A 14,473-nucleotide genomic window follows, 5' to 3' on the forward strand; every position below is an offset into this window, starting at 1 on the left:
TTCGACTCATCTTGATCGCTTACGCAAAAGATGAGATGTAAACACATTTCTTCAAATGTGAACAGAGCCATACAGTGCCGGGGCCGCTCAAGAAAGTGCTTAGGATCGGACAGCGGCTTTCTTTGGTCACTTTCTTTGCCGCCGCAAAGAAAGTGACCCCTCCGCCGGGGAGGCGGCTACTGAATAACCAACCCATCAAACCGCAACAGAACCCTAAGCAGCCAAAGACTTCCGCAAAGCCGTCCGCGAAGCAGGAAACCGGACAATAAACGTACTCCCCCGTCCAACTTCGCTCTTAACATCAAGCTCAGCATGATGCCGCTGCAAAACGTGCTTGACGATAGCAAGCCCGAGCCCGGTGCCACCAGTGTCACGTGAACGACTCCGATCGACCCGATAAAACCGCTCGGTAAGCCGAGGAATATGCTCCGCGGGAATCCCCAGTCCACTATCCCGCACGATAAAAACCGCCCGCTCATTCTGCCGCTGCCACGACACGTCGATCGCGCCGCCATCGGGCGTATAACGCACCGCATTAGTGACGAGATTCCCGAGCGCACTGACGACCTCGGTCTCCACTCCAGCCACAGTCAACGAATCGTCGTTGTGAAACAAAATGCTGTGCCGTCCATTGGAAAGCGAATGCGCATCGTCCTCGAGATGACGAAGCACCGCCCGCATATCGAGCAACTCGTCGCCCGGCGGACGCATATCGCCTTCGAGATTCGCCAGCACCAGCAGATCGCGCACGATGTTCTGCATCCGCGCGGCCTGCTGCTCCATCATGTCGAGATAGCGCATGCGGTCTTCCTCGTCGAGCGACAGTTCGCGCATCGTTTCGAGAAAGCCCGACAGCACCGTCAACGGCGTCTTCAGTTCGTGCGATACGTTGGCCACGAAATCGCGCCGCATCGAATCGGTGCGTTCGAGTTCGGTGATATCCTGAGTGAGCACCAGCTTGCGGTTATCGCCGTAAGGAAACACCTGCACCGATACCGTCCGCTGACGGTTCGCGCCCATGCCGCGCATTACGAGCATTTCCTCGTAATGCTGCGAGTTCAGATAGCGGATGAAGTCCGGCTGACGCACCAGATGCGTGATGTGCTGACGCAGATCGCGCTTGGCGTCGAGCCCGAAGTGCTTTTCGGCGATGGCATTGCACCACTCGATCTGATCGTGATCGTCGAGCATCGCCACGCCGTTCGGCGACGCCTGAATCGCCTGAATGAAGCGCGAATGCTGCTGCTCGACCTGGCGCACCTGCGCATGCCAGCGCTTCGCGAGCTTATGCAGCCGATAGTAGATTTCGCCCCAGACGCCGAGCGCGCTCGGCACTTCGCCGTAGACGGGCGCTTCGAGCAGACGCCTGAGACGTTGTGTGTGATAGGTGCTGAAGAAGCTCTGCAGCACCAGCATGAACACCGCGAAGGCGAGCGCCGTGCGCACGCCGATGAATGCCGCGATCGCGACGCAAAAAGCCGCGAGCAGCACGAGGGACACGATGGACCGCGTCCAGATGACGTTCATGTTGTCGGAAGCTCTGCGTTACGTTGATGCGGCACCAGCACGCGATGACGAATACGGCAGCGTTCAAACGACATCAGGCACTTTTTGCAAGACGGTAGCCGCTGCCGCGCACCGTTTCGATCATAGCATCGCAGCCCGCCGGCTTGAGCGCGGCGCGCAGACGCTTGATATGCACATCGACCGTGCGCTCTTCGACGAACACATGATCGCCCCACACCTGATCCAGCAACTGCGTGCGGCTGTGCACGCGCTCCGGATGCGTCATGAAGAAATGCAGCAGACGGAATTCCGTCGGACCGAGATCGAGCTTGATATCGTTGCCCGAATGGCTCGCGGCCACGCGATGCGTCGCCGGATCGAGACGCAATCCGTTGATCTCGACCACGTCTTCCGTCAGCTGCGGCGCGCGGCGGCGCAACACCGCCTTGATGCGCGCCATCAGTTCCTTCGGCGAGAACGGCTTGGTGACGTAGTCGTCCGCGCCGATCTCAAGACCCAGCACCTTGTCCTGCTCATCGCCGCGCGCGGTCAGCATGATGATCGGGATGTGCTTCGTGCGTTCGTTGTTGCGGAGTTCGCGCGCGAATGCGATGCCGGACTTGCCCGGCAGCATCCAGTCCAGCAGCACGAGATCGGGCAGCACGTCGCTGATCAGGTTTTGCGCCTGTTCGGCGTTGTACGCCCGAATGGGGCAATGTCCCGCATGCTGGAGATTCACCGAGATCAGTTCGGAGATCGCGGGTTCGTCTTCAATGACGAGGATACTGCTGGGCATCGGCACCTCTTGACCTTTTTGCTAATAAATAACGACTGCGCCGATCAACTCAGCGCTTCGCGTTCGAGCTGATCGCGCGAGATATGCCGCACGTCGGTGCCCTTGACGATGTAAATGATGAACTCCGCGATGTTCTTCGCGTGATCGCCGATGCGCTCCACCGCCTTCGCGATGAACAGATAGTCGAGGCCCGCCGAAATGGTGCGCGGGTCTTCCATCATGTACGTCACGAGCTTGCGCACGAAGGCGCGGAATTCATCGTCGATGGCCTTGTCGTCGCGCACGATCTGCGCGGCCGCGACCGTGTCCAGACGCGCGAATGCATCCAGCGCGCGGCGCAGGATCGACACTGCCATGTCGCCGGCGAGGCGAATTTCGGCGATATTCACCGTGCGGCCCGCGCCGTCTTCGTTGATGCGCTTCACGCGCTTGGCGATCTTTTCCGCTTCGTCGCCGGCGCGCTCAAGGTTCGTGATGGTCTTCGAGATCGCCATCAGCAAGCGCAGATCGCGTGCGGCCGGCTGGCGGCGCGCGATGATGTTGCTGCACTCTTCGTCGATCTCGACTTCCATGCGGTTCAACTGCGCCTCGGCGGTAATCACCTGATCCGCGATGCCCATGTCGAACTCGTTCAACGCCTGCATCGCCGCGATGATCTGCGACTCGACCAGACCGCCCATTTCCAGCACTTTCGACGACACCGCGTTGAGATCTGCGTCGAACTGGCTCGAGAGATGTTTATCGGACATATGTGCTCCTTAAGCCTGTGTACTTCACTTCACCTGACTGACGATCAGCCAAAACGGCCCGTGATGTAGTCTTCCGTCTCCTTGCGAGCCGGCTTGATGAAGATCTTTTCGGTATCGCCGAATTCGATCAACTCACCAAGATACATATAAGCAGTGTAGTCCGAACAACGTGCGGCCTGTTGCATGTTGTGCGTCACGATCACGACCGTGTAATCGCTCTTCAATTCGGCGATCAGCTCTTCGATGCGGCCCGTCGAAATCGGGTCGAGCGCCGAGCACGGTTCGTCCAGCAGCAGCACTTCCGGACGGATCGCGATGCCGCGCGCGATACACAGACGCTGCTGCTGACCGCCCGACAGACCGTAGCCGCTCTGCTGCAGCTTGTCCTTCACTTCGGTCCACAGCGCCGCTTTCGTCAGCGCCCATTCCACGCGATCGTCCATTTCCGAGCGCGACAGCTGCTCGAACATCTTCACGCCGAACGCGATGTTGTCGTAGATCGACATCGGGAACGGCGTCGGCTTCTGGAACACCATGCCGACGCGCGCGCGCAGGAGCGAGATGTCCTTCGTCGTATCGAGCAGATTGGCGCCGTCCATCAGGATTTCGCCTTCCGCGCGCTGCTCCGGATAGAGCGCGAACATCTTGTTGAAGGTGCGCAGGAGCGTGGACTTGCCGCAACCCGACGGTCCGATGAAGGCCGTGACCTTCTTCTCCGGAATGCGCAGGTTGATGTTCTTCAGCGCGTGATACTTGTTGTAGAAGAAGTTGAGGTTCTTCACCTCGATCTTCGGCTTGATGGAATCCGCCGGCTGCGCGCCGTGGGTCAGGCGCACGCTGCCCGGAACCGGACCGCGTTCGACCGGCGTTTCTTGGTGGTTGACACCACTTTCGACCATATTCATGGAATCACTCCGCCCTTATTTCTTCGAGAAGATCGCGCGCGCCAGGATATTCAGACCCAGCACGCCGAGCGTAATCAGGAACACACCGGCCCACGCGAGCGATTGCCACTGCGGGAACGGACTCATCGCGAACTTGTAGATCGTGACCGGCAGGTTCGCCACCGGCTGATTCAGGTCCCACGAGAAAAATTGATTCGACAACGCGGTGAACAGCAACGGCGCGGTTTCGCCCGCGATACGCGCCACCGCCAGCAGCACGCCCGTCACGATTCCGCCGACCGACGCCTTCAGCGTGATCGACATGATCATCTTCCACTTCGGCGTGCCGAGTGCGAAGGCGGCTTCGCGCAGCGCGTTCGGCACCAGCTTCAGCATGTTCTCGGTCGTGCGGATCACGATCGGAATCTGCAGCAGCGCCAGCGCAATCACGCCGGCCCAGCCCGAGAAGCGGCCCATCTTCGCGACCACGATCGCATAGACAAACAGGCCGATCACGATCGACGGCGCCGACAGCAGAATGTCGTTGATGAAGCGCGTCACGCTCGCGAGCCAGCGCTTCTGACCGTATTCGGCAAGATACACGCCCGCCAGAATGCCGAGCGGCGTGCCGACAAAGGTGCCGATCACGACCAGCATCAGCGAGCCGACGATCGCGTTGGCCAGACCGCCGCCATCGGTGTTCGGCGGCGGCGTCGACTGCGTGAACAGATCGATCGACAAACCGCCGATGCCGAGCTTGAGCGTCGTGTACAGAATCCAGACGAGCCAGATCAGACCGAAGGCCATCGCGGCGAGCGACAGCGTCAGCGCAACCGCGTTGGTGCCGCGGCGACGGCTTTGCAGCTTGCGGCGCGTCGCTTCGACGCGCGCCGGATCCTGATTGAACGTAGCAGGACGACTCATTATTTCCGGCCCTCCCCGCGTTCCATGCGAATCAGCATGATCTTCGAAATCGCGAGCACGAAGAACGTGATCACGAACAGAATGAGACCGAGTTCCATCAGCGCGGACGTATGCAGACCCGGGCTCGCTTCGGCGAATTCGTTGGCGAGCGCGGACGTAATACTGTTACCCGGCGAGAACAGCGACACGTTGTCGAGCAGGTTCGTGTTGCCGATCACGAAGGTCACGGCCATCGTTTCGCCGAGCGCGCGGCCCAGACCCAGCATCACGCCGCCGATCACACCGGCGCGCGTATAGGGCAGCACGATCTTCCACATCACTTCCCAGGTCGTGCAGCCGATGCCGTACGCCGATTCCTTCAGCAGCACGGGCGTGACTTCGAACACGTCGCGCATCACCGAGGCGATGTACGGGATGATCATGATCGCGAGAATCACGCCGGCGGCCAGAATGCCGATACCGATCGGCGGCCCCTGGAAGAACATGCCGATCACCGGCACGCCGCCGAGCAGTTTGCCGAGCGGCTTCTCGAAGTATTCGGCGAAGATCGGCGCGAACACGAGCAGGCCCCACATACCGTAGACGATCGACGGAATCGCCGCGAGCAATTCGATGGCGACGCCCAGCGGACGGCGCAGCCACGCGGGCGAGAGTTCCGTCAGGAACAGCGCGATGCCGAAACTCACGGGCACGGCGATGACCAGCGCGATGATCGACGTCGCGATGGTGCCGTAGATCGGCACGAGCGCGCCGAACTCGTTGCTGGGCGGATCCCACTCCACGCGCCACAGAAAGCTCAGGCCGAATTTCTGAATGGTCGGCATCGACGCGACGAGGAGCGAGACGATGATGCCGCCGAGAAGAAACAGCGTGATGACGGCCGCCAGCCGCGTCACGCCACCGAAAATGAGGTCGCCCAGACGGCTCGGCGCGCGTTGGGTATGCGCTGCCGGCACGGCCGACGAGAGATTGATGTCCGACATGGGAGCCTTGGTTACGCTACGTGTCAGCAGACCGCGCGACAGACCTTTCGATCTGCCGTGCGGCTTTTGTCTACAGACTGCTTTTGTATGCTGCGTACTGGACTTCGCCCCGAACAGGCAGCTTAGAACAGTTTCAAATCAAACGTATTGCACTTACTGAGCGGCAACTGCCTTGCCCGATGCGTCCTTCACCTTCGCCGACCACTGCTTCTTGATTTCCGACACGACCGATTCCGGCAGCGAGATGTAGTCGAGGTCGTTGGCAGCCTGGCCGCCGTTCTTGAACGACCAGTCGAAGTACTTCAGCGTTTCCGCGCCTTGCGTCGGCTTCTCTTGCGTCGTGTGCAGCAGCACGAAGGTCGCGCCGACGATCGGCCATGCGTCCTTGCCCGGCTCGTTCGTCAGGATCTGGTAGAACGACTTCGACCAGTCCGCGCCCGCTGCGGCGGCCTTGAACGTGTCCGTCTTCGGCTCGACAACCGAACCCGACGAGTTCTTCATGTCGACGTAGGTCATCTTGTTTTGCTTCGCGTACGCCCACTCCACGTAGCCGATCGCGCCCGGCAGACGTTGCACGAATGCCGCGACACCGTCGTTACCCTTGCCGCCCGTGCCCGTCGGCCAGTTGACCGTCGAACCTTCGCCGACCTTCGACTTCCAGTCCGCGTTGACCTTCGACAGGTAGTTCGTCCAGATGAAGCTGGTGCCCGAACCGTCGGCGCGGCGAACCACGGCGATGTCGGTATCCGGCAGCTTGACCTTCGGGTTCAGCGCGCTGATTTCCGGGTCGTTCCACTTCTTGACCTTGCCGAGATAGATGTCGCCGAGCACTTGACCCGACAGCACGATTTCGCCGGCCTTCACGCCCGGAACGTTGACGACCGGCACCACGCCGCCGACCACCGTCGGGAACTGAAACAGGCCGTCCTTGGCGAGTTCGTCGTCCTTGAGTGGCGCGTCCGAACCTGCGAAGTCCACCGTCTTGGCGATGATCTGCTTGATACCGCCCGACGAGCCGATGCCTTGGTAGTTCACCTTGCCACCACCGCTCTTTTGGTAGGCGTCTGCCCACTTCGTGTAGATCGGGGCTGCGAAGGTGCTACCCGCGCCGGTGATGTCGGCTGCCTGTGCAGACATTGCGAAGACTGCACCAATCAGACCGGCCAGCGCGGTTTGCATCAATTTCATTCTTAATCTCCAGGGGTTGTGAGCGTGTGTGCGACACCGCGAAATATAGGCAGAGTCTGTGACAGTAATATGACTAATCGTGACGCAAACGTGTCAATCGTCTTACGGTACGTAAGTCGAACGACCGGCTCATTTGTCAAGGGATTTCCCGAATAAAAAAAGCGGGCCGAAGCCAGCTTTTAGCGAATGTGAAGGAATTCAGTAAACGCCTACGAAGTGACGTCTTTTACGACCTTTGCAATCGTTTCCGCGTGACGAACGGCGTCCTGTTGCGCCGCCGCTTCCACCATCACGCGCAAAACCGGTTCAGTTCCGGACGCGCGAATCAAGACCCGCCCGTGCGATTCGAGGGATTGCTCGGCTTGCTCGACGGCGCGACGAATTGCCTCACTCTTCTTCCAGTCTGCGCCCTTACTCATGCGGACATTGATCAGCGTCTGCGGGAACAGCGTGACGCCTTCGAGAATCTGCGCGAGCGACTTGCCGCTGCGCTGGATCGCCGCCAGCACCAGCAGCGCCGACACGATGCCGTCGCCGGTCGAATGGCGATCGAGCGACAAAATGTGGCCCGAGCCTTCCGCGCCGATTTCCCAGCCGTTCTCGACCAGCTTTTCGAGCACGTAACGATCGCCGACCGCCGCGCGCACGAACTGCACGCCGGCCTGCTTCAACGCGACTTCGACGGCCATGTTGGTCATCAGCGTGCCGACCGCGCCTTCCACATGGCCATCCGTCGCGATGCGATCCTTGACGAGCACGTAGAACAGTTCGTCGCCGTTGTAGAGACGTCCGGTGGAATCGACGATCTGCACGCGGTCTGCATCGCCGTCCAGCGCAATGCCGATATCCGCGCGATGTTCGTGCACCGCGCGCACGAGCGCATCCGGCGCGGTCGCGCCGACCTTGTCGTTGATATTGAAGCCGTTCGGCGACACGCCGATCGGCACGACTTCCGCGCCCAGTTCGTGGAACACATGCGGACCGACGTCGTACGCCGCGCCGTGCGCGCAGTCCAGCACGATGCGCATGCCGCGCAGATCGAAATTCGCCGGGAACGTGCTCTTGCAGAACTCGATGTAGCGGCCGCGCGCGTCATCGAGCCGTCGCGCCTTGCCGAGATGCTCGGACGGCGCGCATTCCATCGGCTCCTCGAGTTGCGCCTCGATCTGCAGTTCGACTTCGTCCGGCAGCTTGTTGCCATCGGCGGAGAAGAACTTGATGCCGTTGTCGTCGTAGGGATTGTGCGACGCGCTGATCACCACGCCCGCCGACAGCCGCAGCGCCCGCGTCAGATAGGCGACGCCGGGCGTCGGCATCGGGCCGGCCAGCATCACGTCGACGCCCGCCGCCGCGAAGCCCGATTCGAGCGCGGCCTCCAGCATGTAGCCGGACACGCGCGTGTCCTTGCCGATCAGCACGGTCGGCCGGCTGCCCTTCTTTCTCTCGCGGCCCGCGCCCGCGAGCACCTTGCCCGCCGCGTAGCCGAGTCTCAATACGAAATCCGGCGTGATGGGCGCGACGCCCACCCGGCCCCGGATGCCATCCGTTCCAAAATATCGACGTGCCATTATTCCTCGAACCTCCTCGCGGACTGATGGCGCTGTTGTAGGCCCGCGATCATGTTGTTGATGTTGCTTCCGGCGCGTGCGCCCCGCGCCGGAGCCCTGCTTCGAATTCTGTCGGATCAGCCCGGCAAGGCAGCGTCTCGCGTCGCTTGCCAGACTTTGAGTGCATCGACGGTTTCGGCGACATCGTGAACGCGGATGATGGCCGCGCCCCGCTCCGTCGCGCACACCGCCGCCGCGACGCTCGCCGCCACTCGTTCGCTTGCCGCGCGGCCCGTCACGGCGCCGAGCATCGACTTGCGCGACATTCCTGCCAGCAGCGCGTGATGCGTGCCGGCGGGACGCGTCGCGGTCAGATGCGCGAGCAAGGCGTAATTATGCGCGACTGTCTTACCAAAGCCGTAGCCCGGATCGAGACTCACGCGATCCGTGGCGATGCCGGCTCCCGTCATCGCCGCGAGGCGTTCGGCGAAGAACGTCCGCACATCGGCCACGACGTCTTCGTATACCGGCTCGTGGACCTGCATCGTGCGCGGTTCGCCGAGCATATGCATCACGCAAAGACCGCAGTCGCTGTTCTTCACGGCGTCCAGCGCGCCCGGCTGACGCATGCCCCAGATGTCGTTGATCATGTCCGCGCCCGCTTCCAGCGCGGCGCGCATGACGGCCGGCTCGTAGGTATCGACGGATAGTGGCACGTTCATCGCGCGCAATGCTTCGACGATCGGCACCACGCGTGCCAGTTCTTCATCGAGCGGAACGGGCGGCGCGCCGGGACGCGTCGATTCCCCGCCAATGTCGATCATATCGGCGCCGTCCGCGAGCATACGCTCTGCGCGCGCCAGCACGGCATCGCGCGACAGAAAACGACCACCGTCGGAGAAAGAATCGGGCGTGACGTTGAGAATGCCCATCACGAGCGGGCGTTCGAATGTCAGCGTGAAACGACCGCATCGCAGCGGCTGCGTCTGAAGGGGGGCGAGAGTCGGAGTGGTCAAGCGAGTCGTGCGAGAGGAAATGATGGAACGCGATGCGCGGCGCAATCGCACCGGAAGCTTAGGCCTCAAAGAAAAAATGGGCCGGTATGCGATGCACACCGGCCCATCCACTCAAGCTATATGACTCAGGCCGTAGCCGGCGCGCTGCCCGGCTTGACCTCGGTGCCGCCGCTGCTACCCGGAGGCGTGTCGCCCGACGGCGGCGGCAGGTTCTTCGGCGGACGCGGCGGACGCGGCGGACGATCCGACATGATGTCGCTGATCTGGTCTGCGTCGATGGTTTCCCATTCGAGCAGCGCCTTGGTCATGACTTCGACCTTCTCACGATTGTCTTCCAGCAGCTTGCGGGCGAGCGCATATTGCTCGTCGAGGATGCGGCGGATTTCCGCATCGACCTTCTGCTGCGTGGCTTCCGACACCGACTTCGCGCCCATCTTGCCGAACATGCCGTTGTCTTCTGTATCGACGTAGACCATCGTGCCGAGCACATCGGACATGCCGTAGCGCGTCACCATGTCGCGCGCCATTTTGGTCGCACGCTCGAAGTCGTTCGACGCACCGGTCGACATCGAGTTGAGGAACACTTCTTCCGCTGCACGGCCGCCGAACAGGATCGCGATTTCTTCCAGCATCTTGTCGCGATACAGATTCACGCGATCATGCTCCGGCAACTGCCACGTGACGCCCAAAGCCCAGCCGCGCGGCATGATCGTGACCTTGTGAACCGGATCGGCGTGCGGCAGCAACTTCGCTACGACCGCGTGACCCGACTCGTGATAAGCCGTGTTACGACGCTCTTCCTCGCGCATGACTGCCGATTTGCGCTCCGGACCCATGAAGATCTTGTCCTTCGCGTCTTCGAAGTCCTGCATTTCGACGATACGCTTGCCGCGACGCGCCGCGAACAGCGCGGCTTCGTTCACCAGATTGGCGAGGTCCGCCCCCGAGAAGCCCGGCGTGCCACGCGCGATAACCGATGCATCCACGTCGTTCGCGATCGGTACCTTGCGCAGGTGTACCTTCATGATGTGCTCGCGACCGCGGATATCCGGCAGACCGACATACACCTGACGGTCGAAACGGCCCGGACGCAGCAGCGCCTTGTCCAGCACGTCGGAACGGTTGGTCGCCGCGATCACGATGACGCCGGAATTCGCTTCGAAGCCATCCATTTCAACCAGCATCTGGTTCAGCGTCTGTTCGCGTTCGTCGTTACCGCCGCCCATGCCCGCGCCACGATGACGGCCGACCGCGTCGATTTCGTCGATGAACACGATGCAAGGCGCATGCTTCTTGGCTTGCTCGAACATGTCGCGAACGCGAGCCGCGCCCACGCCGACGAACATTTCCACGAAGTCCGAACCCGAAATGCTGAAGAACGGCACCTTCGCCTCGCCGGCGATGGCACGCGCCAGCAGCGTCTTACCCGTACCCGGAGGGCCAACCAGCAGCACGCCTCGCGGAATACGGCCGCCCAGCTTCTGGAATTTCTGCGGATCGCGCAGGAAGTCGACCAGTTCCGAGACTTCTTCCTTCGCTTCGTCGCAGCCCGCGACATCGGTAAAGTTGATTGCGTTATTGTTTTCGTCGATCAGCCGCGCACGCGACTTCCCGAACGAGAAGGCCCCGCCTTTGCCACCTCCCTGCATCTGCCTCATCATGTAAAACCAGAAACCGATGATCAGGATCGTCGGTCCGAGGTAATACAGCGCGGATACGAGGGCATTGGGTTCGTCGTCAGCCTTGCCGCTGACCTGAACGCCATATTTCATTAGATCGCCGACCATCCAGATGTCGCCGGGCGACACGATCTGGTACTTCTGGCCATCTGCCGGAGTAACCGTGAGATTGCGGCCCTGAACAGTCACGTTCTTGACCTTGCCGTTCTTCGCGTCGTCCATGAACTGAGAGTACGACACGCCTTCCTGAACGCGAGGCTTATCGAACTGCTTGAACACGGTGAACAGCACCAGTGCGATCACGAGCCACACTGCCGCCTTAGAAAACATATTGTTGTTCAAAGCACCACTCCTCACTCATAGACGGGCGCCTACATAATCCTTGCGACGCCACCAAAGCATTCTAATCCAGACCGCAAGCCCCTGCCATAAGCTTTATTTACTGCGTAAATAGCAGCAGACTCGCCATTCTTGGCATTTTCGGCGGAAGAATCGCCGTTATCCGCCAAAAAGCTTTAAACAGGTCCTTCGACCGGATGCTTGAGCCGCCGCCCGAGGATAAAAGTCTCGGACGACTTGTCCCGAGAAGCCTTGGGCTTGCGCGGCGCTACCACTTTGAACTGGTGCTTGAACTTCTCCACGATCTGGCTATAACCGCTGCCATGAAAACATTTGACTAGCAGCGCGCCATCCGGTTTCAGATGGTTTTGCGAGAACTCCAGCGCCAGATCGCACAGATGCTCGATGCGAGCCGCATCCGCGCTCGCCACTCCCGAGAGGTTGGGGGCCATGTCGGAAATAACAAGATCGACTTGACGCTCGCCGACGATTTCATCGAGTTTTTTCAGCACTTCGTCTTCGCGGAAGTCGCCCTGAATGAACGTCACGTCCGCGATCGGCTCCATCGGCAGGATATCCAGCGCGATGATCGTGCTGTCGATGCCGCCTTCGCGCTCGGCATGGCGCTTGACGCCCTGCGCGAGCTTGTTGCGCGCGTACTGGCTCCAGCTGCCCGGCGTCGAGCCGAGATCGACGATCACCATGCCCGGTTTGATGAGCTTGTCCTGGTCGTCGATTTCCTTCAGCTTGTACGCGGCGCGCGCGCGATAACCCTCGCGCTGCGCCATCTTCACGTAAGGATCGTTGATGTGGTCATGCAACCACGAATGATTAAATCGGTTCTTTGCCATTCAAACTGAACTCATGAGGCGCAACCGGAGATATCGGCGGATACGTCCGGTGCGGAATTTGCAGCATCGCGCGGCGCTTTTAGCGGATAATACGCGTCTTGTCGGCCGGATCGGCCCGTCCGGCGCTTGCGAGCGTCGATAATCGGCATCCGGCACATCTTGTTTTTTGCGGCGGTAAAGCGCGCGTGAATCATGCAGCGCATCCGTTCGGCGTCGGGAACACCACGCCGGTTACGACGTTCTTACGCAATCCACGGGTCGGTTCGGAACGACCTGTTCGGATCCATGCTCGGACCCACCCGCGCCGCCGCTATTTTAGTCGAGTCCTTTTACTTTCCATGCCAGCTCTCACACTCTCCCCTGCCCAGCGTGCCGACCTGCGATCGCAGGCTCATGCATTGAAGCCCGTCGTGCTCGTCGGCGCGGAGGGTCTCACCGACGCCGTGCTCAAGGAGATCGAAGTGCATCTCCACGCGCATCAGCTCATCAAGGTTCGCGTGTTCGGCGACGAACGCGAGGCCCGCGTCGCCGTCTACGACGAAATCTGCGACCGGTTCGATGCCGCGCCAATCCAGCACATCGGCAAGCTGCTGGTGATCTGGCGCCCGGAAGGCGCCGTTCCCGCGAAGAGCCGGACCACGCGCACCCGCAGCACGATGCCGCCGACCGCCGGCGAAACCGCCGACGACCGAACGGCCAAGGGCCGCGCACCGCGCGTCGTCAAGGCCGTGAAGATCACCCGCGACGGTCCGGCCTTCAAAAAGCCGAAGAAGCAGACCTTGCGCGTGCTCGGCAACGAACGCGTGGCCGCCGGCGGCAACGTCAAGCGCGCGGAGAAACGTCAGACGAGTTCGAAGCGCACGCACCAGGACGTCAAATGATCGAACGGCGCGCGCGCTTCTTTTGAAACGCGCGCGCCGTTTCGGCGACTCGGCACAGCGACAAAAGCGGGCAATCAGCTACGCGCGCGCTTCGCGGCCATCTTGGCGGACTTGCTCTTCGGCACGATTTTGCTCGGCACCGCGCCCGGCAAACGCCACACGAGCGCAAGGCCGAACAGAGATTCGATCAGATAGATCGCGCTCGACACACCATGCAGGATGCCGAACTGCTGCGCGTAAGGCGAGTTCGCGAGTTCGGTGCCGCTCTCTTGCGCGGCCACGCGCAGCGAGTTCATGAACGGCTGCAACGCGAAATATCCGACCAGCACGCACACCAGCATCACTGCGACGATCCACCGCACGCGCTTGTAGTCGACGATGCCGCTTTTCACGAAGCGATTGCCGATCAGGATAAGCGCGAGCGCGCTGATCATGCCGATGATCGCTTCGATACGAAACAGTTGCGCCGCCACCGTACCGGCATCGGTCGTGTTGGTCAGCGTGCTGAAAATCACCGGCGCGGCGATGAAGCCGAGGCTCAGCAGACTGCCGACCCACAGCATGGAAATGACGCGAAAGAGCCGATGTTCCATCAGACGTAGCGGACGGCGATGATTTCGTATTCGCGCGCGCCGCTCGGTGCCTGCACCGATGCCACGTCGCCTTCCGACTTCGAAATAAGCGCGCGCGCGATCGGCGAACTCACCGACACGCGGCCGTGATCGATATCGGCTTCGTCATCGCCGACGATCTGATAGGTGACCGTATCGCCCGATTCCAGATCTTCCAGCTCGACGGTCGCGCCGAACACCACGCGGCCATCTGCATCGACTGTCGTCGGGTCAATCACTTGTGCGCCGGCAAGCTTCGATTCGAGTTCAGCGATGCGGCCCTCGATAAAACCCTGCTTTTCCTTCGCCGCATCGTACTCGGCGTTTTCCGACAGATCACCTTGGGCACGCGCTTCCGCGATTGCGTTAATGACCGCCGGACGCTCGACGGCCTTCAGGCGTTGCAATTCGTCGCGCAGCAACTCCGCGCCGCGCTTCGTCAAAGGAATCGTGCTCATAGACAACCCACAAACAAAACTGCAATAAAAAAATTACCGCGGTTAAGCGCATCTCCCGCTG

14 protein-coding genes are annotated in these 14,473 nt (G+C 61.1%); 1 reads left to right on the forward strand and 13 read right to left on the reverse strand.

What is annotated here, in order from left to right; all coding sequences use genetic code 11:
• Positions 1–213 precede the first annotated feature (213 nt).
• From phoR to BVER_RS13650, 11 genes are all read right to left on the reverse strand, one after another.
• Positions 214–1,527, reverse strand: coding sequence for a phosphate regulon sensor histidine kinase PhoR (gene phoR / locus BVER_RS13600; protein WP_050453770.1), 1,314 nt, complete (start codon positions 1,525–1,527; stop codon positions 214–216).
• A 73-nt stretch (positions 1,528–1,600) separates the two neighbouring features.
• Positions 1,601–2,302 carry a phosphate regulon transcriptional regulator PhoB gene (gene phoB, locus BVER_RS13605; protein WP_050453771.1) on the reverse strand — a complete coding sequence of 234 codons (702 nt, stop codon included), beginning with the start codon at positions 2,300–2,302 and terminating at the stop codon, positions 1,601–1,603.
• 44 nt (positions 2,303–2,346) lie between these two features.
• On the reverse strand, positions 2,347–3,051 hold the full coding sequence (gene phoU / locus BVER_RS13610) for a phosphate signaling complex protein PhoU (protein ID WP_050453772.1): 705 nt from the start codon (positions 3,049–3,051) through the stop codon (positions 2,347–2,349).
• Positions 3,052–3,095: 44 nt separating this feature from the next.
• The gene (gene pstB / locus BVER_RS13615) at positions 3,096–3,956 is read right to left on the reverse strand and encodes a phosphate ABC transporter ATP-binding protein PstB (protein ID WP_050453773.1); all 861 of its coding nucleotides are present in this window, start codon (positions 3,954–3,956) and stop codon (positions 3,096–3,098) included.
• A 15-nt stretch (positions 3,957–3,971) separates the two neighbouring features.
• Positions 3,972–4,859: a phosphate ABC transporter permease PstA gene (gene pstA, locus BVER_RS13620; RefSeq protein ID WP_050453774.1), complete on the reverse strand. Its 888-nt coding sequence runs from the start codon at positions 4,857–4,859 to the stop codon at positions 3,972–3,974.
• Positions 4,859–5,842, reverse strand: coding sequence for a phosphate ABC transporter permease PstC (pstC, locus tag BVER_RS13625; protein WP_050453775.1), 984 nt, complete (start codon positions 5,840–5,842; stop codon positions 4,859–4,861). Before pstC ends, pstA begins: the two co-directional genes overlap by 1 nt.
• Before the next feature lie 153 nt (positions 5,843–5,995).
• Complete coding sequence (pstS, locus tag BVER_RS13630) at positions 5,996–7,030, reverse strand: phosphate ABC transporter substrate-binding protein PstS (RefSeq protein ID WP_050453776.1); 1,035 nt, start codon at positions 7,028–7,030, stop codon at positions 5,996–5,998.
• 209 nt (positions 7,031–7,239) lie between these two features.
• Positions 7,240–8,598 carry a phosphoglucosamine mutase gene (gene glmM, locus BVER_RS13635; protein ID WP_050453777.1) on the reverse strand — a complete coding sequence of 453 codons (1,359 nt, stop codon included), beginning with the start codon at positions 8,596–8,598 and terminating at the stop codon, positions 7,240–7,242.
• A 116-nt stretch (positions 8,599–8,714) separates the two neighbouring features.
• Positions 8,715–9,509, reverse strand: coding sequence for a dihydropteroate synthase (gene folP, locus BVER_RS13640; protein ID WP_157056061.1), 795 nt, complete (start codon positions 9,507–9,509; stop codon positions 8,715–8,717).
• A gap of 209 nt (positions 9,510–9,718) precedes the next feature.
• Entirely contained in the window at positions 9,719–11,614 is a 1,896-nt protein-coding gene (gene ftsH / locus BVER_RS13645) for an ATP-dependent zinc metalloprotease FtsH (RefSeq protein ID WP_050453779.1), read from the reverse strand.
• Between the two features lie 173 nt (positions 11,615–11,787).
• A complete protein-coding gene (locus tag BVER_RS13650; protein WP_050453780.1) occupies positions 11,788–12,462 on the reverse strand; it encodes an RlmE family RNA methyltransferase in 675 nt (224 codons plus the stop codon).
• A 338-nt stretch (positions 12,463–12,800) separates the two neighbouring features.
• Here BVER_RS13650 and BVER_RS13655 point away from each other — a divergent pair, with 338 nt between their 5' ends.
• Entirely contained in the window at positions 12,801–13,343 is a 543-nt protein-coding gene (locus BVER_RS13655) for a YhbY family RNA-binding protein (RefSeq protein ID WP_050453781.1), read from the forward strand.
• A 74-nt stretch (positions 13,344–13,417) separates the two neighbouring features.
• Here the strand turns inward: BVER_RS13655 and BVER_RS13660 are convergent, their stop codons facing one another.
• Both BVER_RS13660 and greA read right to left on the reverse strand, forming a co-directional pair.
• Complete coding sequence (locus BVER_RS13660; protein ID WP_050453782.1) at positions 13,418–13,936, reverse strand: DUF4149 domain-containing protein; 519 nt, start codon at positions 13,934–13,936, stop codon at positions 13,418–13,420.
• The gene (gene greA, locus BVER_RS13665; protein WP_050453783.1) at positions 13,936–14,412 is read right to left on the reverse strand and encodes a transcription elongation factor GreA; all 477 of its coding nucleotides are present in this window, start codon (positions 14,410–14,412) and stop codon (positions 13,936–13,938) included. Before greA ends, BVER_RS13660 begins: the two co-directional genes overlap by 1 nt.
• Positions 14,413–14,473 lie beyond the last annotated feature (61 nt).

The organism is Candidatus Burkholderia verschuerenii, assembly GCF_001189365.1.
GTDB lineage: Bacteria > Pseudomonadota > Gammaproteobacteria > Burkholderiales > Burkholderiaceae > Caballeronia > Caballeronia verschuerenii.

Coding starts and splice junctions, on each gene's coding strand:
- phoR (WP_050453770.1), bottom strand. CDS start 1,527: ATGAACGTCATCTGGACGCGGTCCATCGTGTCCCTCGTGCTGCTCGCG.
- phoB (WP_050453771.1), bottom strand. CDS start 2,302: ATGCCCAGCAGTATCCTCGTCATTGAAGACGAACCCGCGATCTCCGAA.
- phoU (WP_050453772.1), bottom strand. CDS start 3,051: ATGTCCGATAAACATCTCTCGAGCCAGTTCGACGCAGATCTCAACGCG.
- pstB (WP_050453773.1), bottom strand. CDS start 3,956: ATGAATATGGTCGAAAGTGGTGTCAACCACCAAGAAACGCCGGTCGAA.
- pstA (WP_050453774.1), bottom strand. CDS start 4,859: ATGAGTCGTCCTGCTACGTTCAATCAGGATCCGGCGCGCGTCGAAGCG.
- pstC (WP_050453775.1), bottom strand. CDS start 5,842: ATGTCGGACATCAATCTCTCGTCGGCCGTGCCGGCAGCGCATACCCAA.
- pstS (WP_050453776.1), bottom strand. CDS start 7,030: ATGAAATTGATGCAAACCGCGCTGGCCGGTCTGATTGGTGCAGTCTTC.
- glmM (WP_050453777.1), bottom strand. CDS start 8,598: ATGGCACGTCGATATTTTGGAACGGATGGCATCCGGGGCCGGGTGGGC.
- folP (WP_157056061.1), bottom strand. CDS start 9,509: ATGGGCATTCTCAACGTCACGCCCGATTCTTTCTCCGACGGTGGTCGT.
- BVER_RS13650 (WP_050453780.1), bottom strand. CDS start 12,462: ATGGCAAAGAACCGATTTAATCATTCGTGGTTGCATGACCACATCAAC.
- BVER_RS13655 (WP_050453781.1), top strand. CDS start 12,801: ATGCCAGCTCTCACACTCTCCCCTGCCCAGCGTGCCGACCTGCGATCG.
- BVER_RS13660 (WP_050453782.1), bottom strand. CDS start 13,936: ATGGAACATCGGCTCTTTCGCGTCATTTCCATGCTGTGGGTCGGCAGT.
- greA (WP_050453783.1), bottom strand. CDS start 14,412: ATGAGCACGATTCCTTTGACGAAGCGCGGCGCGGAGTTGCTGCGCGAC.